Origin of the sequence: Pseudomonas juntendi, from assembly GCF_009932375.1 — a bacterium.
GTDB classification, from domain to species: Bacteria; Pseudomonadota; Gammaproteobacteria; order Pseudomonadales; family Pseudomonadaceae; genus Aquipseudomonas; species Aquipseudomonas juntendi.
In genome coordinates this window covers 1-21329 of sequence record NZ_BLJG01000220.1, presented here as the reverse complement: position 1 = coordinate 21329, position 21329 = coordinate 1, and the positions used below count along the sequence as shown (strand labels likewise).

Below are 21329 nucleotides of genomic sequence, written 5' to 3'. Positions count from 1 at the left end.
GCCGCACAGCGGCCCCAGCAATCTCAAGCCCGATCAACGCATCTCGGGCAAACGCGCCTCGGTACGGACTTCGGTCGTGGCCAGCGCCTCTGGCGGCAGCGAAATACGCTGCTTGCTGAGCAATTCACCCATGGTCGCCAGCACCCGGTAGCGCGAGTACTCTTCGGTGTAGCGCACTTCGGTGTAGCGACGGTCGGCGTTGTACAGTTCGTTTTCACTGTCGAGCACGTCCAGCAGGGTGCGTTGGCCCAGGCCGAACTGGTCCTGGTAGGCGGCGCGCACGCGCTTGGTGGTTTCGGCGTATTCACGCGCGGTCGGCAGCTGCTTGCTGGCGTTGTTCATGGCGTTCCACGCCAGGCTCAGGTTTTCGGTCAACTCGCGCAGGGCGTTGTTGCGGATGTCCAGGGCCTGGTTGATCTTGTGCGCGTCGGATTGCAGGCGAGCCTTGTCACTGCCGCCGCGGAACAGGTTGTAGTTCATCTCCACGCCGGCTTGCCAGTCGTTGTTGTTGTGGCCTTTCTCGCCGCCGGTGTTGTTGTTGGCACCGGTGGCCAGAATGGCGTCGAAGCGTGGGTAGAAGGTCGACTTGCCAACCTCGTACTGCTGCTCGGCCGCATTTACATCAGCCTGGGCCGACTTGATGTAGGGGTTGTTCTGGCGCATGCCATCACGGGCCTCTTCAAGCGTGGCAGGCACCTCGGCCTTTATGGTGGGCGGGCTTTCCAGCTCGTCTGGCATGCGCCCGATCACGCTGAAGAAGTTGGCCTCGGCGTCGGCCAGGTCCACTTCGGCGGTGTCCAGGTTGTTTTCTGCCAGGGCGCGGCGGGCGCGGGACTGGTCAAGGTCGGCCGTGCTGCCAACGCCACGCTCGTTACGCAGGCCGATCTGGTCGTTGACCCGCAGGTGGGCTTGCAGGTTGTTCCTGGCCAGGGCCACCAGTTCACGGCGCTTGAGTACCTCCAGGTACACCTCGATCGCACGCAGGGCGACATCCTGCGCAACCGCCTGGGTGTAGTAGGCACGCGAGGTGGAAACCGCTTCGGTCCGGCCCACTTCGTTCGCGGTGTTGAAGCCGTCGAAGATCATCTGCCGCAGGCGCAGCTCGGACTGGGTGTAGTTCAGGGTTTCTTTGTTGTGGTTACCCGCGGCACGGGTTGTGGTGTTGTCCGAACGCTGGCGGCCGTAGCCGGCGACCAGGTCAACGGTAGGGAAGTAGCCACCACGCGCGAATTTCACGTCCTCATCGGCCGACAGCTTGCTGTTACGGTTGGAGCTGACCTGTGGGTGATAGTCCACGGCGCTTTGGACGGCTTCGGTGATCGACATCGCCTGCACGTTGGCACTCGCCAGGGCCAACAGTAATGCGGTGGTGATGGGGTTCAAAACGCGCATGGTACATCTCCCTGATCTTGAATTTGGTCCTGCTGCTCGCCAAAAAAATGACGATTATTTATCGCGTATAGTGTTGCAGGTTTTTAACCTGACAGCTAAGTACATTCATCGCGATAGATAAGAAGATTTATTCATATCAAAATGACATTAAATACCTGAAATGTCTAACAGGGGCTTTTTCTGCAGCCCTCAGGTGGGGTATCAAATATCGGTAAAGCCAATATTCTCAAGGCCTTCAGGCGGTTCCAGAACGAATTTGGCTAAATACTGGGCGGGTTAGGCGAAAGTGATATTTGGCGACAAATTATTGTCACTTTGGCCTGTGCAGGGTTTTTTGCTTGAGGATGTACAGGCTTACCAGCACGGCGCTGGTCAACATGAAGGCGCGGGCCCAGAACAACGGCACCAGGTAGCAGGACAGCCCGATGCTGGCCCACATCAGGCCAATGGCATAGACCTTGCCTTTGAGGGGGATGCCTTCACCACTGAGGTAGTCGCGAATCCAGGGCCCCAGTTTGGGGTGGTGGACCAGCCAGTGGTGAAAGCGTGGCGAGCTGCGAGCGAAGCAGGCGGCCGCCAACAGAAGAAACGGGGTGGTAGGCAATACCGGCAGGAATATCCCCAACACCCCCAGTGCGACGCTGAGCCAGCCGATGGCCAGCAGCAGGTAGCGCACAGCTGGCTTAGTGGTGGCGTGGCTTGAGCAGCGCCGGCTTTTCGTCAGGTGCGTGCAGCAGCAGGAACAGTGCCGTCAGCGCTTCGGGAATTTGCACAATCATGTCGTCCTGCAGGTTGGCGTTGCTGGCGATGTCGGCGAACTCCGGCTGCTCGTCGAACAGGCCCGAACCCACCATGATTGGCAGCAACATTTCGCTGACTTCCTCTTCTGCGTTCTCGAACCAGGCCTCTTCGCGCAGGAACACGCCTTCCATGAAGCCGATGCACCAGCCGCGCAGGTCGGAATCGTCCGGCTCGTCAGTCAGGTCGAGGTCGCAGGGCAGTTCGAATTCATCGTCGCTGGCCAGCTGACGGGCAATGTGGGCCTTGAGTGCCACCAGGGTCGCCTCGATTTCGGTGCGCTGGGCTTCGCTGCTGTAGTGCGGCTCTTCGGCGAACAGAGCGTCGATCCACTCGCGCTCGGGCACGTCTTCGGCGTTGATCGACAGCGCGGTGAGGTAGCCGTGGGCGGCGACATAGTCCAGCGCTTCTTCGTGCAGCTCGTCGGCGTCGAGGAAGGCTTGCAGGCGGGTCAGTTGCTCGGCGAAGGACATTACAGGGCTACCTTGGGAATAAACGATAACGAATTCTAGCACCTTGCGGCGGCAGCGGGGCAAAGGAACGTCTATCGCGGTGGTGTCCTGCGCGGGGCGGTGCTGCGGTATACTCCGCGATTTTCATCCAGGCGCGGTTTTACCGGCGGCCTGGCAAAAACCGCTTACGCATTTGGCGTGTGCGGGGCGGGTTTTTCGTCCAGCCTGTGTGCAGGGTGGTACGGCGATTTGGAGTTGCACATGCTCGAACAGGCTCAGCGCGTTCTCAAGGACATCTTTGGCTACGACAGTTTCCGAGGGCGCCAGGCAGCGATCATCGAATGCGTGGCCAATGGTGGCGACGCCCTGGTGCTGATGCCGACTGGCGGCGGCAAGTCGTTGTGTTTCCAGGTGCCGGGCCTGCTGCGCCCAGGCCTGACCGTGGTGGTCTCGCCGCTGATCGCGCTGATGGACGACCAGGTCGCCACGCTTGACGAGCTGGGCGTAGCCGCAGCCGCCCTGAACTCCACGCTCACGGCCGAGCAGCAGCGCGACCTGGCCGGGCGCCTGCGCCGTGGCGAAGTGAAAATGCTGTACCTGGCACCCGAACGCCTGGTGCAACCGCGCATGCTCGACTTCCTGCGCGACCTGGATATCTCGCTGTTCGCCATCGACGAAGCCCACTGCGTTTCGCAATGGGGCCATGACTTCCGCCCCGAATACCTGCAACTGGGCCAGTTGGCCGAACTGTTCCCGCATGTTCCGCGCATTGCCCTTACCGCCACCGCCGACATGCGTACCCGCGAAGAAATTGTTCAGCGCCTGCACTTGCAGGGCGCAGAGCGCTTCCTGTCGAGCTTCGACCGGCCGAACATCTTCTACCGCATCGTGCCCAAGGAAGCGCCGCGCAAACAATTGATGGCGTTCCTTGCCGAGCGCCGTGGCAACGCCGGCATCGTTTATTGCCTGTCGCGCAAGAAGGTCGACGAAACCGCCGCCTTCCTTTGCCAGCAGGGCTTCCCGGCGCTGCCATACCATGCCGGCCTGGCGGCCGAAACCCGCGCCGCCAACCAGCACCGCTTCCTCAACGAAGAGGGGCTGATCATGGTCGCCACCATCGCGTTCGGCATGGGTATCGACAAACCCAACGTACGCTTCGTGGCCCACCTCGACCTGCCCAAGTCGCTTGAGGCCTACTACCAGGAAACCGGCCGTGCCGGACGAGACGGCCTGCCGTCCGATGCCTGGATGGCTTATGGCCTGCAGGACATGGTCATGCTCAAGCAGATGCTGCAGAACTCCGAAGGGGACGAACGCCACAAACGCATCGAGCAGCACAAGCTCGATGCCATGCTGGCGCTGTGCGAAGAAACCCGCTGCCGCCGCCAGTCGCTGCTGGCCTACTTCGATGAAATCCTCGAGCAGCCTTGCGGGCACTGTGACAACTGCGTCGACAACGTCCAGACCTGGGATGCTACCGAGCCGGCGCGCCAGGCCCTGTCGGCAGTGTTTCGCACCGGCCAGCGCTATGGTGTGGGCCACTTGGTCGACGTGTTGCTGGGCAAGGACACCGAAAAGGTGCGCAATTTCGGCCATGAAAAGCTGTCGGTTTTCGGCGTGGGCAAAGGCCTGGCCGAAGCCGAATGGCGTTCGCTGTTCCGCCAGTTGGTGGCGCGCGGGCTGGTCGACATCGACCTGGAGGGCTACGGCGGCCTGCGCTTGTCCGACAGCTGCCGGCCATTGTTGCGTGGCGAAGTCACCTTGCAACTGCGACGTGACCTCAAGCCGCAGATCACTGCCAAAAGCGCGTCGTCCAGTGGCGGCAGCCCGGCCAGCCAACTGGTGCGGGCCGAAGAGCGGGAATTGTGGGAGGCATTGCGCACCTTGCGGCGCAAGCTGGCCGAGGAACACAGCGTACCGCCGTACGTCATCTTCCCCGACTCAACGTTGCTGGAAATGTTGCGCAGCCAGCCGGTCAGCCTCAGCGACATGGCCCAGGTCAGCGGCGTAGGCGCGCGCAAGCTGGAACGCTATGGCCAGGCGTTTCTTGAGGTACTGAACGACAACGGCGGCACCCGCGAGGCGCCGAAGGTGGTGCTCGACCTACGCCATGAGCTGGTCAGCCTGGCCCGCGCCGGCATGACCCCAGCGCAAATCGCCGGGCAGCTCAACTGCAGCGAAAAGAATGTGTACAGCTTGCTGGCCGAGGCCTTGGGGCGCCAGGAGCTGAGCCTGGACCAGGCGCTGGACTTGCCAGAAGACCTGCTGATGGAGGTGCAGGACGCCTTCCTCGATGGCGAGGGCGAGCTGCCGCCGGTTGCGACCATCGCCCCGCTGTTTACCGGGCGAGTGCCGGAAGGGGTGCTGTATTGCGTACGCGCGGCACTGGCAGCCGAGTTCGAGCTGTAGGCCTGCGCCTGTTCGCAGGCACAAGCGCCATCTGCTGACCTTTGTCATGCTTTTTGACGATTTTCGCCCACGTCACCCTGGCCGAGCCTTGCCTCATGGGGCGGGGCATGGTTAGCTGCCTAATAATTAGATCTACTCGATGAGTTACCTATGCCTCTAACCGACAACCAACACCGCTTCGGCATGCAACTGGCCCAGATGTCCCGGGGTTGGCGTGCCGAACTGGATCGCCGCCTGGCCGGGCTCAATCTGTCGCAGGCGCGCTGGCTGGTGTTGCTGCACCTGGCCCGTTTCCCAGACGCCCCGACCCAGCGTGAGCTGGCCCAGAGTGTGGGTGTCGAAGGCCCGACCCTGGCGCGTCTGCTCGATAGCCTGGAGGCCCAGGGGCTTGTGCGCCGCCAGGCAGTGCTGGAAGACCGGCGGGCGAAGAAGATCGTGTTGTGCCCGCCGGCCAAGCCGCTGATCGAACAGATCGAGACCATCGCCAACCAGTTGCGCATCGAACTGTTCAGCGGGGTGGATGAAGCCGACCTGCAGGTGTGCATGCGGGTGCATGCCAAGATTCTGGGCAACCTGGAAAAATCCTGAGGCAAGGGCTGCCCTGCAGCCTTTCGCCGGCCCGCCCGCTCGGCGTGGCGGGCCCGACGCCGGGGCCCTGTACGTGCTGCCTAGAAGGTATGCCCCAGGTTCAGGTACACCGCCTGCTCATGCGCACTGTTGGTGCCATAGGTGAAATTCAACGGCCCCAGCGGCGTTTCCAGCCCGAGGAAAATACTCGCCGCATTGATGTAGCCACTGTCGAACGCATTGTCGTTGTTCCACGCCCGCCCGCGCTCCAGCGAACCACCGATGTACAACGGGAAGTCCAGCGGCACATACGCCCGTGGCGTCAGCCGGCGGTAGTAGACCACCCGCATCAGGCTCATGTTCTGGCCCGACACCGAGTCCTGGCGGAAGCCCGACAGCTCCCGCGCCCCGCCCAGCACGAAGCTGGAGGTCACCACTTCGGTGGCATCCAGCGTGCGCCCGTAGCGGCCGCCCAGCACGAAGGTGTTCGGGCCGCTGCTGATGGCCTTGTCGAGGTTGAACAGCCATTGCCGGTAATCCTGGTCGGAATCCAGCGACTTGTCGTACTTGCGCAAGGTCAGGCCGATGTCTTCGCCATGGTGTGGGAAATACACGTTGTCGAGGGTGTCGAACGAGTACTTCAGCTCGTAGAAGCCTTCGTTGAAACTGACCTTGGGCAAGTCCTGGTCGCCAATGCGCACCTCGGCCTCGCCCCAGGCCTTGCCAACCCCCAGGCGCACCTCGCCGCTGTTGCCGATCTGCCGGCCCACGTTCAGGCCAAAGCCATAGCGCTCCAGGCGGTACTCGGCGACAGGGTCGTTGTCGAGGGTGGCCTCGATGTTCTGTGAGCCGAAGTCCAGGTAGGGGGCGACGAAGTAGCGTGAGCCGACATCCAGCGGTTGGTAGAACTCGCTGTACAGCGCTTGCTGGTCGCCGATCTGGCCGCGGGTCAGCCACTCGGCACCCAGGCTGTTGATGCCGTTGACCCGGTAGCTGGCCCCCAGGTTGAAGGCGCTGTCGCCGCGCAGGTCGTCCGACAGGTTCAGGCCCAGGCGCAAGTAGTCGGTGCCGCCGCGGCGGCCGCGGGCGTTGATCACCAGGGTGTTTTCATCGCCCTTGTGCACCACGCGGTACTGCACCCGGTCGAAGTAGTCCAGGCCGTACAGCGTGCCCATGTCGGTCTCCAGGCGGCCAAGCTCCAGCGGGGCATTGATGGGCTGGCGAATGTAAGAACGGATCACATCGTCACTGACCTTGGCGTCGTTCTCGATTTTGATGGCGGTGATGATGGGCGTGCGTTGGCGCGGTGAACGGGCCACGGCCAGGCTGGTGCTGGCGTCTGGTTGGCGCAGCGCGGCCAGGCGCGCGTCGAGCAGGCGGGTAGCCCGGTAGCCGGCGTCGATCATGTCCCGCGCGCGGCCGAAGTCGGTCACGCCGTAGGCTGCCAGCGGCGGTTGGATGAGGATATCGTCGCGGTGCAGGCTGGCCAGTTGCTCTTCCGAGTTACGCCGGGTCGTCAGCGTGATGGACTGGTTGAGCACATCGACCACGGTCAGCAACTGCTTGCGGTCGCGCAGCGGCGTACCGATATCCACCACGATGGCCAGGTCCACCCCCATGTCGCGTGCCACGTCGAGCGGAATATTGTCGACCATGCCGCCGTCCACCAGCAGGCGGCCGTCCAGTTCGACCGGGGCGAACACTGCCGGGATCGACATGCTGGCGCGGATCACCTGCGGCAGGTGGCCGCGGCGGAACACCACTTTTTCGCCACTGGCGATGTCGGTGGCCACGGCGCGGAAGGGGATGGGCAGCTTGTCGAAGTCGCGCGTGTCGGCGGTGTGCGCCAACTTGCTTTCCAGCAGCAACGACAGGTTCTGGCCTTGAATCACCCCCAGCGGCAGGCCCAGGCTGCCGTCGTCACGGAAACTGAGCTTTTGCTTGACCAGAAAATCGCGGTCATCCTGCTTGCGCCGGAATGGCACGTCCTCGCGGGGTGGGCTGTCAGACAGCGCCTGCTGCCAGTCGAGGGTGGTGGCGAGGTGTTCCAGCTCTTCGACGCTGTAGCCCGAGGCGTACAGCCCGCCGACTACCGCCCCCATGCTGGTGCCGGCAATGGCGTCGATGCGTACACCCTGTTCCTCCAGCGCCTTGAGCACGCCGATGTGCGCCAGGCCACGGGCCGCGCCGCCCGACAGCACCAGGCCGACCTTGGGCCGTGCCGGTTCGGCGGCGGTTGCTGTAAGCGAGGTGAGGGTGAACAGCAAGCAGAACAGCAAACGGCGCATCGTGGGTCTCAAACCGTGGGTCAAAGACCGTTAGTATAAGCCGCCCCTCAGTTGGAGTTATCTCGACATGGCCGACCACAAGCCGGAAATCGTCATCAATTATTGCACCCAGTGCCAGTGGCTGCTGCGGGCCGCGTGGCTGGCCCAGGAACTGCTCAGCACGTTTGCCGACGACCTCGGCCGGGTGGCGCTGGAACCGGGTACCGGCGGTATTTTCCGCATTACCTGCAACGGCGTGCAGATTTGGGAGCGCAAGGCCGACGGCGGCTTCCCCGAGGCCAAGGTGCTGAAGCAGCGGGTGCGTGACCAGATCGACCCCCAGCGCGACCTGGGCCACAACGACCGCTGAGTCACACGCCCTCGGCCAGCGGCCGCTGCGCTGGCTCGGCGGCCAGGCGGCTGGACAGCACGATGGCGAGGATGATCAGTGCGCCGCCCAGCAGCATGCGCACCGTGGGGGTCTCGGCAAACACCAGCCAGGCTACGGCAATGCCGTAGACCGGCTCCATGCCGAACACCACGGCGGCAGTCCGGGCCTTGATGACCGCCAGGCTGGCGACGAACAGGCTGTGTGCCACGCCGGTGCAGAAAACGCCGAGCAGGCCGATCCACAGCCAGTCCACAGGCGCGACCGCGCCCAGCCCAGGGGCAGCGAACGCCAGCAGGCTCAGGCTTACCACCAGGTTTTGCCACAGTGCTGCCTGCACCGCAGGCAAGCGACCAGAGCCTGCGCGGTTGGTCAGGGACAGCAGTGAAAACAGCAGGCCCGAGAACAGGGCCCACAGCAGGCCGCCGGTCGCTTCGCTGGCCAGATCGAAGGCTGGCGTGACCAGTACCAGGCCGAGGCTGACCAGCAGCACCAGCAGCGCTTCGTTGCGGCGGATGCGCTCGCGGAACAGCAGCCCTTCGAGCAGCACGGTAAAGGCCGGGAAACTGGCGAAGCCGAGGGTGGCGATGGCCACGCCGCCGACCTTGACGGCGATGAAGAAGCTGACCCAGTGGCCGGCCAGCAGCACCCCGCCGAGCAACAGGCGGCGCGCATCCTGACCGTTCAGGCGTTGCCAGCCAGGGCCGGTGACACTGGCGAACAGCGCCAGGGCGAGCACGGCGAAAGCGGCGCGGCCGAACACGATGATCACCGGGCTGGCGCTGGCTGCCAGCTTGCCGAATACGCCGGTCAGGCCAAAGAACAGCGCGCCGATATGCAGGGCGCCGAGGGCGGTGCGGTGGTTCATGACAGGGGCATCCTCGCAAGGCAAGCGGCCATTGTGCCTGAAGCCGTGCATGGCGAGGACCGGGTGGCCGCGGGCGCAGGCGCGCTGCTTACAGCCTGAGCTTGCCGAGCAGAATGTCGCGGAACATCACGAAGTCACCGGCAAGGCTGTAGAACGGGTAGGTGAATGTCGCCGGCCGGTTCTTTTCAAAGAAGAAATGCCCCACCCAGGCAAAGCCGTAGCCGAACAGCGGCACGGCCAGCAGCAACAGCCATTTGCCGCTGCCGATGGTATAGGCCAGCAGGGCGATCACCAGGCTGGTGCCGACAAAATGCAGGCGGCGGCAGGTGGGGTTGCTGTGCTCACCCAGGTAATACGGGTAGAACTCGGCAAAACTGCGAAACTGCGCTGTGCGGTTCATGGCAGTGCTCCGGGGTTGATACGTTTGGACAAGATGCACGGCGTGGAGCCTCATTCGAGTCTAGAGTGATTGGCAGGGCCTACCAGTGACAATAGGCGCCAATTGAGTATCCTTGGGGTTCACCGCAGGAGCGGTCAGGAAAGAAGCCTGTCATGAGCGAAAGAACCACGTCAGCCAGTTGGGCATCAGGGATTGTAAAGGCACTCGAGCTGGAAGGGCTGGACTGCCGGGCCATGTTCAAGCAGTTGGGGCTGGATTTCGCCGCCCTCGACGATCCCGACGCGCGTTTCCCCCAGGACTCCATGACCCGGCTGTGGCAATTGGCAGTGGAACTGTCCGGCAACGAGGCCATTGGCCTGAACATGGCGCGTGTGGTACGCCCGGCCTCGTTTCACGTGGTGGGCTATGCGCTGATGTCCAGCCGCACCTTGGCCGAGGGGTTCGAGCGGCTGGTACGCTACCAGCGCATCATCGCCGAAAGCTCCGATCTCAGTTTCGTGCTGGGTCCCGAGGGCTACTCGTTGATCCTCACCGTGCACGGCGACCATCTGCCGCCCACCCGGCACAGTGCCGAAGCGTCGTTGGCCTGTGCGCTGGCGCTGTGCAAATGGCTGAGCGGCCGCCCGGTGCAGCCACGCCGGGTTTTGGTGCAGGGGCCGCAACCCAGGAATATCGAGCCGTACAAGGTGGCGTTCCATTCGCCGCTGATCTTCGACGCGCCGTATGACGCGCTGGTGTTCGAGCGGGCCGACATGGAGGCACCCTTGCCCACGGCCAATGAAGCCATGGCAGTGCTGCACGACCGGTTTGCCGGGGAGTACCTGGCGCGGTTTTCCGAAAGCCGCGTGACCCACCGGGTGCGCCAGGTGCTGTGCCGCATCTTGCCGCAGGGGGAGCCCAAGCGTGAGACCTTGGCGCAGGCCTTGCACTTGTCGCAGCGCACCCTGCAGCGGCGGCTGCAGGAAGAGGGCACCAGCTTCCAGGCGTTGCTCGACGACACCCGGCGCGAACTGGCCGAACAGTACCTGGCCCAGCCGGGCATGACCCTGTTGGAAACCGCCTACCTGCTGGGCTTCGCCGACCCCAGCAACTTCTACCGCGCGTTCCGCCGCTGGTTCGATACCACGCCCAGTGAGTACCGCGCCCGGCTCGGCGCCGTGGGCGAAGGGCTCAGTGACGCCAGAACGCCGGCATGCACAACACTAGCACGGTGATGATTTCCAGCCGGCCAAGCAGCATGCCGGCAGCCAGGATCCACTTGGCGGCGTCTGGCAGCGTGGCGTAGTTGCCTGACGGCCCGATCACTTCACCCAGGCCAGGCCCCACCCCGGAGACCGTACCGGCAGCCCCGGTCAGGGCGGTCATCCAGTCCACCCCCAGCAGCGACAGCAGCAGCGCCATGACGCAGATGGTGATGGCGAAGAAGAACGAGAACGTGAGAATCGAGCGCACGATATCTTCATCGAGGCGGTGGCCGTTGTACTTCTGCTTGATCACCGCACGCGGGTGGATCAGTTGGTTGAGGCTGGTCTTGAGCAGGATGTAGGCGACCTGGAAGCGGAAGATCTTGATCCCGCCCGCGGTCGAGCCGGAACAGCCGCCGACGAACCCCAGGTAGAAGAACAGCATCAGCGAAAAGTTGCCCCACAGGCTGTAGTCACCCAGGGCGAAACCGGTGGTGGTGACGACCGAGGTCACGTTCAGCGCCACGTGGCGCAGCGCGTCCAGCCAGTGCAGGTTGGTGCTGTACCAGTACCAGGTGCCCAGAACCAGCCAGGTGACCAGCAGCATGCCCAGCAAGCCCTGCACCTGCTGGTCGCGGAGCAGCGCCCTGCGGTTGCCGCGCAGGGTGGCCACGTACAGGGTGAACGGCAGGCTGCCCATGATCATTACTACCACTGCCACCCAGTGCACGGCGGGAATGTCCCATTTCGCCAGGGACTGGTCGGAGGTGGAAAAACCACCGGTGGAAATCGCCGACATGGCGTGGTTGATGGCATCGAACGGGCTCATGCCGGCCCACCAGAAAGCCAGCGCGCCAAGGATCGAGAAGCCGACGTACACCCCCACGATCGACTTGGCGACCATGTGCGAGCGCGGCATGACCTTTTCGGAACGGTCGGAAGACTCGGTCTGGAACAGGCGCATGCCACCAATGCGCAGCAGCGGCAGGATGGCCACCGCCATCGCGATGAAGCCGATACCGCCCAGCCAGTGCAGCATCGAGCGCCACATCAGGATGCCTGGCGACATGCTGTCGAGCCCGCTGAGCACGGTGGCGCCGGTGGCGGTAATGCCCGACATGCTTTCGAAGAAGGCGTCGGTGTAGCTGATGTGCTGGGTCAGCAGGAAGGGCAGGGCGGCGAACACGCACACCACCAGCCAGCTGCAGACCGTCAGCAGGTACATGTCGCGTGGCCGCAGGTGCACATGCTCGGGCCGCCCTTGCAGCACCATGGCCAGCCCGGCAATGAAGGTGATCAGGCTGGACCACAGGAACGACGGCATGTCGCCGGTGCGTTCGAATATCACCAAGGTCGCCATGGGCACGGCCATGCCCACAGCCAGGGTGATCAGGAAGATGCCGATGATGAAACCAATGATCCTTAAGGTCGGCAACGCCATGTGATCTGCTCTGACTCGAAACGGAAGGGCGCCATTCTACCTATGGGCCGGGCCGCTGCAAGCCAGGCGCGGCACGCTGCACGAAAAGCCGGCGTGCTGCCGCTTGCAGCTTGCAGCTTAGGGCGTGCAGCTTGAGAATGGCCGCACATTCCACTGCCAGGAGGGTAGCCGATGGAGGCTCTCGACGCATTGCTCAACCGTGTTTCCGTGCCACGCCTGACCGACCCTGCCCCCAATGCTGCCCAGCGCGAGGCGCTGTTCCAGGCTGCCCTGCGGGCGCCGGACCACGGCCAACTGCGGCCTTGGCGGTTCCTGACCATCGAAGGGCAGGGCCGCGAGAAGCTGGGCGAGCTGTTCGCCGAAGCGGTGCAGCACAAGGGTGAAGCCACCCAGGCTGCGCTGGACAAAGCCCGCGCCATGCCGCTGCGCGCACCGTTGCTGATCGTGGTGGTGGCCAGCTTGCAGGACCACTTCAAGGTGCCCAAGTCCGAGCAGCGCCTGGCGGCGGGCTGTGCGGCACATGGCATCCTGATCGCTGCCCATGCGCAGGGCATCGGCGCCGTGTGGCGCACCGGGGACATGGCCTTCGACGCGCATGTGCACAAGGGGCTGGGGCTGGCGGAGAACGAGGAACTGATCGGCTACCTGTACGTCGGCACGCCAATGACCGAGCCACGGACCGCGCCGGTGCTGGCCACCGCTGATTTCGTCACGGGCTGGGGCGAGTGACGCGGGCGCGAGCAAGGGCTGCGCTGCAGCCCTAACGTACACGGCCCTGGCAGCCTTACGCTGAAGCGGCTTGCAAGGGTAGTTCAAGCCGGGCGACAAAGCCGCCCTGCGGGTGGTTGTCCAGTACCAGGCTGCCGCCATGCCGCTCCGCCGCCTTGCGCGCAATCGCCAACCCCAGGCCGTGCCCTGGGGCTTCCTGCCCCGGTGCGCGGAAGAACGGCTCACCCAGCTGGGCGAGGTGCTCCGGGGCTGCCCCCGGGCCATGGTCGCGCACACAGATCACCACCCGCGCCTGATCGCGCACGGCACTGACTTCGATGGGCTGGCCTGCCGGGTTGAAGCGCAGGGCGTTGCGCAGCAGGTTGTCCACGGCCCGCTCGATCAGTGTCGGCCAACCTTGCAAGACCAGCCCCGGTTGCGCCTCCAGGCGCACGTCCTGGTCGGGCGCGCCGAGCAGGGCGTCCTTGCGCACACTGCCCAGCAAGGCATTGAGGTCCACCGCTTCGGCGTGGGCCTGTTCGGCATCCACGCGGGCCAGGGTGAGTATTTCGCTGATCAGGTCTTCCAGCCGGTCGCACTCGCGGGTCAGGCGCGGCCACAGGGCCTGGCGCTGTTCGGGCTCGGCACGTTCGGCCAGGGCCAGGGCAATGCGCAGCCTGGCCAGCGGGGAGCGCAGTTCGTGGGACACGTCGCGCAGCAATTGGCGCTGGCTGGCGAGGGTGCTTTGCAGGCGCGCACCCATTTTGTTGAAGTCGTTGGCCAGCACGCCGAATTCGTCACGCCGGGCTGCCAGGCGCGCCAGGCTGTTCTGCTGATAGGTGCTCTGGCCCAGGTCGTGCACAGCGCTGCGCAGGCGGCTCAACGGGCGCGTGATGGACAGCGTGACCAGCAGGCTGAACAGGGTCAACACCACCAGGGCGATGCCCAGTGCGCTGAGTGGCCACATCAGGCTGTCCCGGTGCCACTCATCCAGCGCCGGGTGGGGTATGCGGTAGATCAGCAGGTAGGTCTGGCCGGTGTCGGGGCTGGTGTATTCCTCGGTCAGCCGGCGCCATGGCAAGCGGCGCTGGTCGTTGTGCTGGCGTGCCTCGAAGGCTGCTGCCCGGCGCGGGAACGTGCCGGGCACCACCGCGTCACCACTGTCATCGAGCACCTGCACGTCGATCTTGTAGCGGTCCTTGCGTTGTTCCAGGAACTGCTGCGCGGCATTCACGCCCTCCTGCTCGTAGTGCCTGGCCCACTGGCTGGCCAGCGTGTTCAGGCCGGGGTGGCGGCTGAGGATCCAGGCGTCCTGGTTGAGCATGTGCCCAAGCAAGATCGACAGGCCTGCAACCAGGGTGATGGCCAACCAGAAGCTGGCCAGGATGCGCCAGAACAGTGAACGCAAGAGCACCTCCTAAAACAGAAAAAGCCCGGCTCGCGCTGGGGCGAGCCGGGCATCGGGCTGACAGCTTACTGGGCCTTTTTGGCTTTTTCAGCTTTCCAGGCCTGGAACTCCTGCCACTCGGCTTTCTTGGCAGCGCGTTCCTTTTGCAGTTCGTCGAACTTCTTCTGCTGGTCTGGCTTGAGCAGGTTGCGCACGGCGGTGTCGGTCTTGGCGCGGCTGGCTTGCAGTTCGTCCTTCATGGCTTTCTGGTCGGCAGCCGGCAGTTTGGCCAGGTAACGCTCGGTAATGTCACGGCGCTGCTGCATTTGCTCGCCCATCAGCTTGCCGATCTGCTGGCGCTGGTCACGGCTCAGGTCCAGTTGCTGGAAGGCCGCTTCACCGCGGTGATGCGGGCCGTCGTGACGTGGGCCGCCGTCAGGCATGGCCATGGCTACGGTTGGCAGGGCGGCGGCGAACATCAGGGCGATAAGGGTCTTGCGCATGGTGTCTCTCCTTTCATAGGCCGGTGGTTACCGGATGAGCACAGTCTAGGGAGATCACCGTCAAGCGCAGTCAGTGGATGGTAAAGGCTGGGTAAAGAACAGCTGCAAGCTGCAAGCTACAAGCTACAAGCTACAAGCTACAAGCTACAAGCTTAAAGCTACAAGTGAAGCCGATCGCGATTCTGCTCTTTCTTGCAGCTTGCAGCTTGCAGCTTGCAGCTTGCAGCTCGCAGCTCGCAGCTGCTCACAGGCAGTAGTAATAGCCGCGGCTGCGCAGGGCGACGATGCGTGGCCGGCCATCGGCATGCGGGCCGATCTTCTTGCGCAGGTTGCTGACGTGCATGTCCAGGCTGCGGTCGTAGAGGGTGAGCTTGCGGCCCAGGCCGATCTGCGCCAGTTCCTGTTTGTCCAGCGGCTCGCCAGGCTGGCGCAGCAGCGCTTCGAGTATGCGGCTTTCGGACAAGGTCAGGGTCATTTCCCGGCCATCGATGCTGGCCACGCCGCGGGCCGGGCTGTAGACCAGGTCGCCCAGCTCCAGCTGGCTGGTGGCGGCAACGGGGTGGCTGCGGCGCAGTACGGCACGCAGGCGCGCGGTAAGCTCGCGTGGGTCGCACGGTTTGGCCAGGTAATCGTCGGCACCCAGTTCCAGGCCAAGAATACGGTCAAGCGGCTCGCCACGGGCCGACAGCATCAGCACCGGCAGTTCGGCGTGCTCGCTGCGCAGTTGTTTGAGCAACTCCAGGCCGCTGCCGTCGGGCAACATGACATCCAGCACCACGGCCGCAGGTGCATGCTCGGCCAAGGCCTGGCGTGCACTCTGGCCATCGTGGCAGGCACGTACGGAAAACCCTTCCTGGGTCAGCCAGCTGCACAGCAGCTCGCACAGTTCCTGGTCATCATCAATCAGTAACAGCTCGCTCATGACTCACTCGATTCCACCATTGACGGCGGCTCTGCGGCCCGCCAGTGGCAAAGATACCGCAGACTGATGGCAACCGTATAACTGCTGATCCCGCATCGCCTGCTTCGCGGGTAAACCCGCTGCTACAACGACCGTGCAGTTCCGAAGGTTTGTGCGGGCCACTGTGGGAGCGGGCAAGCCCGCGAAGAAAGCGATGCGGTCTCGGATCACGGCAATACTTGCTTGAATGGCTTGACCACGACCTTGTCGTACACGCCTGCCGCAATATAGGGGTCGGCATCGGCCCAGGCCTGGGCTTCGGCCAGCGAGGCAAACTCGGCGACGATCAGGCTGCCGCTGAAGCCGGCTTCGCCCGGGTCGTTGCTGTCGATGGCCGGGTGTGGGCCGGCCAGCACCACACGACCTTCGGCCTTGAGCTGCTGCAGGCGTTCGATGTGCGCCGGGCGGGCAGCCAGGCGCTTTTCCAGGGAGTTCGCGACGTCGCTGGCAATGATGGCGTAGAGCATGTCAATCCTTGGGTTTGGAGGTAGAAGGGTCGTCGTGCAGGTGGCGCGACAGGTACACGCCTTGCGCCACCAGGAAGATCACGGTCATGCCCAGGCTGCCGAACACCTTGAAGTCCACCCAGAAGTCCTGGAAGGTGAAGGCGACGAACAGGTTGGCCGCACCACAGAACAGGAAGAACGCGATCCAGGCCAGGTTCAAGCGCGTCCAGATGGCATCCGGGAGGGTGAGGGCGTGGCCCATGATGCGTTTGATCAGCACCCGGTCACCGATGAAGTGGCTGCCGGCAAAGCCCAGGGCGAACAGCCAGTTGACCACCGGCGCCTTCCACTTGAGGAAGGTTTCGCTGTGGAAGGTCAGGGTCAGGCCGCCGAACACCAGGCAGGCCACCAGGGTCAGCCACTGGCCCTTTTCCAGCTTGCGCTGGCGCAGGAACAGCGCGCCGTACACCACCAGCGAGCTGACGATCAGCATGGCCGTGGCACTGTAGATGCCGCCGAATTCGAAGCTGTGGCCAGCGACTTCAAGCGGGCGTGGGTCCAGCTTGTACACGATGAAGAACAGCAACAGCGGGATGAAATCGATGAATTGTTTCACAATGGCAGCCAGAATCGGGATGTGACGGCATAATAACAAACATCGATTCCAGCGAAAGCGCTCCTCCATGAATGTTGATCTGCACTGTCACAGCACGGCCTCCGACGGCGCCCTGTCGCCCACGGCGCTGGTCGCCCGGGCCCATGAGCACGGGGTGCAAACGCTGGCCCTGACCGACCATGACACCCTCGAAGGCCTGCCCGAAGCGCGCCTGGCCTGCGTTGAGCGGGGCATGCGCTGGGTCAGCGGGGTCGAGCTTTCGTGCACCTGGGGGGGCGCCACCATTCACGTGCTGGGCTACGACTTCCCGCTCGATGCGCCGCCATTGCTGGCGGCCATCGAAGCGTTGCACCGCGGCCGCTGGCTGCGCGCCGAAGAAATCGACAAGCGGTTGGCCGCCAAGGGCATGCCAGGCACCCTCGACGGCGCCCGCGCCGTGCAGCACGAGCTGGGCGACAGCGGCAACGCACCGGCGCGCCCGCACTTTGCCGAATACCTGGTGCGTGCCGGGCACGTCAAGGACCGCGGCGAGGCGTTTCGCAAGTGGCTGGGGGCGGGCAAGCTGGGCGACGTCAAGCAGCATTGGCCCACCCTTGATGAAACCGTTGCCACGCTGCGCCAGTCCAAAGCCTGGGTGAGCCTGGCCCATCCCATGCACTACGACCTGACCCGCAGCAAGCGCAGGCGGCTGATTGCCGACTATATTCAGGCAGGTGGGCAGGCGCTTGAAGTGGTCAACGGGATGATGCCTGCCGAGCAGGTGGGCACCCTGTCCATCCTTACCCGTGAGTTCGGCCTGCTGGCAAGCGCTGGCAGTGACTTCCACGGCCCCGGCACCTGGGGCGAGATCGGTGCCTACCGGCCTTTGCCCGAGGACCTGCCGCCTTTGTGGCGCCGATTCAGCCATGAACAGCCTATTACGGTATGAACAGGACGACTACGTGAGCCAATTTTTCCAGATTCATCCGGAGAACCCCCAGCCGCGGCTGATCCGCCAGGCGGTAGAGATCATCCGCAAGGGAGGCGTGGTGGTGTACCCCACCGATTCGGCCTATGCGTTGGGTTGCCAGATCGGCGACAAGGCGGCGATCGAGCGTGTCCGGCGCCTGCGTGGCCTGGACAAGACCCACAACTTCACCCTGATGTGCTGCGACATGTCGCAACTGGGGTTGTATGCCAAGGTCGATACCGGCACCTTCCGCCTGCTCAAGGCGCACGTGCCTGGGCCGTACACCTTCATCCTCAACGGCACCCGCGAAGTGCCCCGCCTGCTGCTGCACGAAAAACGCCGCACCATCGGCCTGCGGGTACCAGACCACGCCATTACCCTGGCGTTGCTGGCTGAGCTGGGCGAGCCGCTGATGAGCGTGAGCCTGATCCTGCCTGGCGATAACGAGCCGATGACCGACCCTTACGAAATTCGTGAGCGCCTGGAGCACCATGTCGACCTGGTGATCGATGGCGGTTACGGTGACCTCAAGGCGTCGACCATCATCGACCTTTCCGGCGACGAACCTGAGCTGATTCGAGAAGGCTGCGGCGACCCTGCGCCGTTCATGGCCAGCGCGTGAGCCAGCTGCAAGCGCCCGAGGCGCCGGCCACGCAGGTCGACGAGCCGCGGCAGTTGCAACTGGCCTTGGTCTACGGCGAAGCCCTGACCGAGATGCCGCTGGACCTGTACATCCCGCCAGACGCCCTGGAAGTCATCCTGGAAGCCTTCGAAGGGCCGCTGGACCTGTTGCTGTACCTGATCCGCAAGCAGAACATCGACATCCTCGACATCCCTGTGGCTGAAATCACCCGCCAGTACATGGGCTATGTGGAGCTGATGAAAAGCGTGCGCCTGGAACTGGCCGCCGAATATCTGGTAATGGCGGCCATGCTTGCCGAGATCAAGTCGCGCATGCTGCTGCCGCGCTCGGCTGAGGCCGAGGAAGAGGAGGGTGACCCGCGCGCCGAGTTGATCCGCCGGCTGCAAGAGTACGAGCGTTTCAAGGCCGCAGCCGAAGGCATCGACGCGTTGCCACGGGTTGGCCGTGAGGTGCGGGTGCCGCGCCTGGAGGCACCGCAGGCCAAGGTGCGCAAGCTGTTGCCGCAGGTCAGCCTGGAAGAGCTGCTGGTGTCCATGGCCGAGGTGATGCGGCGCAACGACCTGTTCGAGAGCCACCAGATCAGCCGTGAAACGCTGTCCACCCGGGAGCGCATGAGCCAGGTGCTGGAGCGCCTCAAGGGCGGTGCTTTCGTGCCGTTCGTCGAGCTGTTCGGGCACGACGAGGGCAAGCTGGGGGTAGTGGTCACCTTCATGGCGATTCTCGAACTGGTGAAGGAAGCGCTGATCGAACTGGTGCAGAATGAACCCTTCGCCGCCATCCACGTGCGGCTTCGCCCGGCGCTTGTTGAAGAACCCGATGAACCTGAATGAACCCCGCGACCTGGCGTCGCTGATCGAAGCCTTCCTGCTGGCGTCGGGCAAACCGCAATCACTGGAGCGTCTGTTCGAGTTGTTCGAGGAAGCCGAGCGCCCCGAGCCCAAGGTTTTCAGGCAGGCGCTGGAGGTGCTGGGCAAATCGTGCAACGGCCGCGCTTTCGAGCTCAAGGAGGTGGCCAGCGGCTACCGCCTGCAAATTCGCGAAGCCTACGCCCCCTGGGTCGGCCGCTTGTGGGAAGAGCGCCCGCAGCGCTATTCGCGTGCCTTGCTGGAAACCCTGGCGTTGATCGCCTATCGCCAGCCGATCACCCGTGGCGAGATCGAGGATGTGCGCGGGGTGGCGGTGAACAGCAATATCATCAAGACCCTGATGGAGCGCGAGTGGATACGCGTGGTGGGCTACCGCGAGGTGCCCGGCCGGCCGGCGATGTTCGCCACCACCAAGGCGTTCCTGGACCACTTCAACCTCAAGAGCCTGGAGCAGTTGCCAGCGTTGGCCGAGTTGCGCGAGCTGCAGCCTGAGCCGCTGCTCGACCCGGATGATGCACCGGTACCGGCCCACCTGCAGGCCCTGGCCGATGCCAGCCTGGGCGAGCAGGAAGCGGTTGACGAGCCGAAGGAGGAAACCAGCTTCCGCAGCTTGCTGGTGGAGCTGGATGCCATGGAAGAAGGGCTGAAGACCGACTTTGACGATTTGCGTGGGCAAGCACCTGAGGCCGCGGTGGAAGAAGAGGGCAAGCTGCAGCCCTGATCGTGCGGTTGCCTGTAGCGGCCCTGCGCGGCAAGCCCCTCACCATTAGGCAGAAACCTCTCGCTGCCCCCGCAAAACCTTCTAACCTGCAGTGCGTTCCCCCGCCGAACCGCGTATGATGCGCGGCCTTTTGGCGCATTCGTCGCCAGAAACCCTTTGTCATTCCTACACCGGGAGGTGCCCAGATGAGTGAGCAAGACCTGCAAGACACCGCAATTACCCCGCCGTCCGGCGAAAAACTGCAGAAAGTGCTGGCCCGCATCGGCGTGGGCTCGCGCCGTGACGTCGAGGCCTGGATCAGCCAGGGCCGGATCAAGGTCAACGGCGTCGCGGCTACCCTCGGCCAACGCGTCGACCTGCACGATGCCATTGCCGTTGACGGCAAGCTGATCAAGCGCGAGGAGGCTGCCGAGGCCACCCGCCGGGTGATCATGTACAACAAACCCGATGGCGAGATCTGCACCCGTGACGACCCGGAAGGCCGCCCGACCGTGTTCGATCGCCTGCCGCGGCCAAAAGAAGGCCGTTGGATCAACATTGGCCGACTGGACATCAACACCACCGGCCTGCTGCTGTTCACCACCGACGGTGAACTGGCCAACCGCCTGATGCACCCGTCCTACGAGATGGACCGCGAGTACGCGGTGCGTGTGCGTGGTGAAGTCGATGACGAGATGATCGAGCGCCTGAAGGCCGGTGTGATGCTCGAAGACGGCCCGGCCAAGTTCACCGACATCCAGAAGGCACCCGGTGGCGAAGGTTTCAACCACTGGTACCACTGCGTGGTGATGGAAGGCCGTAACCGCGAGGTGCGTCGCCTGTGGGAATCCCAGGGCATGGTGGTCAGCCGCCTGAAGCGCGTGCGCTTCGGCCCGGTGTTCCTCAACTCCGACCTGCCGATGGGCCGCTGGCGGGAAATGTCCCAGGGCGAAATCGACATCCTGGCCGCTGAAGTCGGCTTGCAGCCGGTTGCGCTGCCAGCCTTGAACCTCAAGGCCAAGGACAAGATGGAGCGCCTGCAGCGCAAATCGTCCCGCCCGCTGGGCCGTGGCGAGCGCGTGCGCAACCTGCGCCCGGCCCACGAAGGTGCTGCCGCTGGCGAGCGCCCGGCACGCCAGCCGCGTGAAGAAGCGCCACGCAAAGGCAACCGCGGCAGCGCCGTGGCCGAGCGCCCAAGCGAAATGCGCAAGCGCCCAGCCAAGCCTGAAGGTGACAAGCCTGCCGGCCGTGGCCGCGGCAAACCGCGTGGCTGATTGGCCTAGTTAAGTCATTTGGGGCCGCTTTGCGGCCCTTCGCGGGCACGCCCGCTCCCACATCTTGAGTGGGAGCGGGCGTGCCCGCGAAGGGCTGCAAGGCAGCCCCA

22 protein-coding genes are annotated in these 21329 nt (G+C 64.2%); 10 read left to right on the top strand and 12 right to left on the bottom strand.

Translation table 11 applies throughout. The features are described 5' to 3' along the window. Positions 1-33 precede the first annotated feature (33 nt). The 3 genes from GYA94_RS22510 to GYA94_RS22500 form a co-directional block, all read right to left on the bottom strand. Positions 34-1392 (bottom strand): TolC family outer membrane protein, encoded by a 1359-nt coding sequence (locus GYA94_RS22510; protein WP_110678659.1) that lies wholly within the window; start codon positions 1390-1392, stop codon positions 34-36. 310 nt (positions 1393-1702) lie between these two features. Further along, the gene (locus GYA94_RS22505) at positions 1703-2068 is read right to left on the bottom strand and encodes a YbaN family protein (protein WP_009683670.1); all 366 of its coding nucleotides are present in this window, start codon (positions 2066-2068) and stop codon (positions 1703-1705) included. 7 nt (positions 2069-2075) lie between these two features. Next, on the bottom strand, positions 2076-2663 hold the full coding sequence (locus tag GYA94_RS22500; RefSeq protein ID WP_009683669.1) for a YecA/YgfB family protein: 588 nt from the start codon (positions 2661-2663) through the stop codon (positions 2076-2078). A gap of 240 nt (positions 2664-2903) precedes the next feature. Between GYA94_RS22500 and recQ the strand changes: the two genes are divergently transcribed. Both recQ and GYA94_RS22490 read left to right on the top strand, forming a co-directional pair. Next, on the top strand, positions 2904-5051 hold the full coding sequence (gene recQ, locus GYA94_RS22495) for a DNA helicase RecQ (RefSeq protein ID WP_029887626.1): 2148 nt from the start codon (positions 2904-2906) through the stop codon (positions 5049-5051). A gap of 150 nt (positions 5052-5201) precedes the next feature. Further along, a complete protein-coding gene (locus tag GYA94_RS22490) occupies positions 5202-5639 on the top strand; it encodes a MarR family transcriptional regulator (RefSeq protein WP_110678660.1) in 438 nt (145 codons plus the stop codon). A gap of 80 nt (positions 5640-5719) precedes the next feature. On the opposite strand, the gene GYA94_RS22485 is transcribed toward GYA94_RS22490, so the two are convergent. Beyond that, positions 5720-7906 carry a patatin-like phospholipase family protein gene (locus tag GYA94_RS22485; protein ID WP_161893130.1) on the bottom strand — a complete coding sequence of 729 codons (2187 nt, stop codon included), beginning with the start codon at positions 7904-7906 and terminating at the stop codon, positions 5720-5722. A gap of 67 nt (positions 7907-7973) precedes the next feature. Here GYA94_RS22485 and GYA94_RS22480 point away from each other — a divergent pair, with 67 nt between their 5' ends. Beyond that, complete coding sequence (locus GYA94_RS22480; RefSeq protein WP_009683663.1) at positions 7974-8255, top strand: Rdx family protein; 282 nt, start codon at positions 7974-7976, stop codon at positions 8253-8255. A gap of 1 nt (position 8256) precedes the next feature. On the opposite strand, the gene GYA94_RS22475 is transcribed toward GYA94_RS22480, so the two are convergent. Both GYA94_RS22475 and GYA94_RS22470 read right to left on the bottom strand, forming a co-directional pair. Further along, positions 8257-9141, bottom strand: a complete 885-nt coding sequence (locus tag GYA94_RS22475; RefSeq protein WP_161893129.1) for a DMT family transporter — start codon at positions 9139-9141, stop codon at positions 8257-8259. A gap of 88 nt (positions 9142-9229) precedes the next feature. Continuing rightward, complete coding sequence (locus GYA94_RS22470; protein WP_009683661.1) at positions 9230-9541, bottom strand: Mpo1-like protein; 312 nt, start codon at positions 9539-9541, stop codon at positions 9230-9232. Between the two features lie 152 nt (positions 9542-9693). On the opposite strand from GYA94_RS22470, the gene GYA94_RS22465 reads away from it, so the two are divergent. Then, on the top strand, positions 9694-10755 hold the full coding sequence (locus tag GYA94_RS22465) for an AraC family transcriptional regulator (RefSeq protein WP_009683660.1): 1062 nt from the start codon (positions 9694-9696) through the stop codon (positions 10753-10755). Here the strand turns inward: GYA94_RS22465 and GYA94_RS22460 are convergent. Further along, positions 10712-12166, bottom strand: coding sequence for a TrkH family potassium uptake protein (locus GYA94_RS22460; RefSeq protein ID WP_161893128.1), 1455 nt, complete (start codon positions 12164-12166; stop codon positions 10712-10714). The two genes, GYA94_RS22465 and GYA94_RS22460, sit on opposite strands and share 44 nt — an antisense overlap. A 171-nt stretch (positions 12167-12337) precedes the next feature. Between GYA94_RS22460 and GYA94_RS22455 the strand changes: the two genes are divergently transcribed. Beyond that, positions 12338-12895 carry an NAD(P)H nitroreductase gene (locus tag GYA94_RS22455; RefSeq protein WP_054905570.1) on the top strand — a complete coding sequence of 186 codons (558 nt, stop codon included), beginning with the start codon at positions 12338-12340 and terminating at the stop codon, positions 12893-12895. A gap of 55 nt (positions 12896-12950) precedes the next feature. Here GYA94_RS22455 and GYA94_RS22450 read toward each other — a convergent pair whose 3' ends face one another. From GYA94_RS22450 to GYA94_RS22430, 5 genes are all read right to left on the bottom strand, one after another. Beyond that, on the bottom strand, positions 12951-14288 hold the full coding sequence (locus GYA94_RS22450; protein ID WP_110678668.1) for a sensor histidine kinase: 1338 nt from the start codon (positions 14286-14288) through the stop codon (positions 12951-12953). 59 nt (positions 14289-14347) lie between these two features. Continuing rightward, on the bottom strand, positions 14348-14764 hold the full coding sequence (locus GYA94_RS22445) for a Spy/CpxP family protein refolding chaperone (RefSeq protein ID WP_009683655.1): 417 nt from the start codon (positions 14762-14764) through the stop codon (positions 14348-14350). A 244-nt stretch (positions 14765-15008) separates the two neighbouring features. Then, positions 15009-15686 carry a response regulator transcription factor gene (locus tag GYA94_RS22440; protein ID WP_029887817.1) on the bottom strand — a complete coding sequence of 226 codons (678 nt, stop codon included), beginning with the start codon at positions 15684-15686 and terminating at the stop codon, positions 15009-15011. A gap of 206 nt (positions 15687-15892) precedes the next feature. Further along, positions 15893-16192 (bottom strand): YciI family protein, encoded by a 300-nt coding sequence (locus GYA94_RS22435; RefSeq protein WP_054881893.1) that lies wholly within the window; start codon positions 16190-16192, stop codon positions 15893-15895. A gap of 1 nt (position 16193) precedes the next feature. Next, entirely contained in the window at positions 16194-16787 is a 594-nt protein-coding gene (locus tag GYA94_RS22430; RefSeq protein WP_029887818.1) for a septation protein A, read from the bottom strand. A 67-nt stretch (positions 16788-16854) separates the two neighbouring features. Between GYA94_RS22430 and GYA94_RS22425 the strand changes: the two genes are divergently transcribed. The 5 genes from GYA94_RS22425 to rluB all read left to right on the top strand — a co-directional run bounded on the left by GYA94_RS22425 (position 16855) and on the right by rluB (position 21219). Continuing rightward, the gene (locus GYA94_RS22425) at positions 16855-17715 is read left to right on the top strand and encodes a PHP domain-containing protein (RefSeq protein ID WP_029887819.1); all 861 of its coding nucleotides are present in this window, start codon (positions 16855-16857) and stop codon (positions 17713-17715) included. Positions 17716-17728: 13 nt separating this feature from the next. Beyond that, positions 17729-18358, top strand: a complete 630-nt coding sequence (locus GYA94_RS22420; protein WP_054881895.1) for an L-threonylcarbamoyladenylate synthase — start codon at positions 17729-17731, stop codon at positions 18356-18358. Then, positions 18355-19209, top strand: a complete 855-nt coding sequence (locus GYA94_RS22415; RefSeq protein WP_009683649.1) for a segregation and condensation protein A — start codon at positions 18355-18357, stop codon at positions 19207-19209. The genes GYA94_RS22420 and GYA94_RS22415 overlap by 4 nt, the downstream gene beginning before the upstream one ends. Then, entirely contained in the window at positions 19196-19966 is a 771-nt protein-coding gene (scpB, locus tag GYA94_RS22410) for an SMC-Scp complex subunit ScpB (RefSeq protein WP_054905566.1), read from the top strand. Before GYA94_RS22415 ends, scpB begins: the two co-directional genes overlap by 14 nt. Positions 19967-20151: 185 nt before the next feature. Beyond that, positions 20152-21219: a 23S rRNA pseudouridine(2605) synthase RluB gene (gene rluB / locus GYA94_RS22405; RefSeq protein ID WP_009683647.1), complete on the top strand. Its 1068-nt coding sequence runs from the start codon at positions 20152-20154 to the stop codon at positions 21217-21219. The last annotated feature ends 110 nt before the right edge of the window (positions 21220-21329 follow it).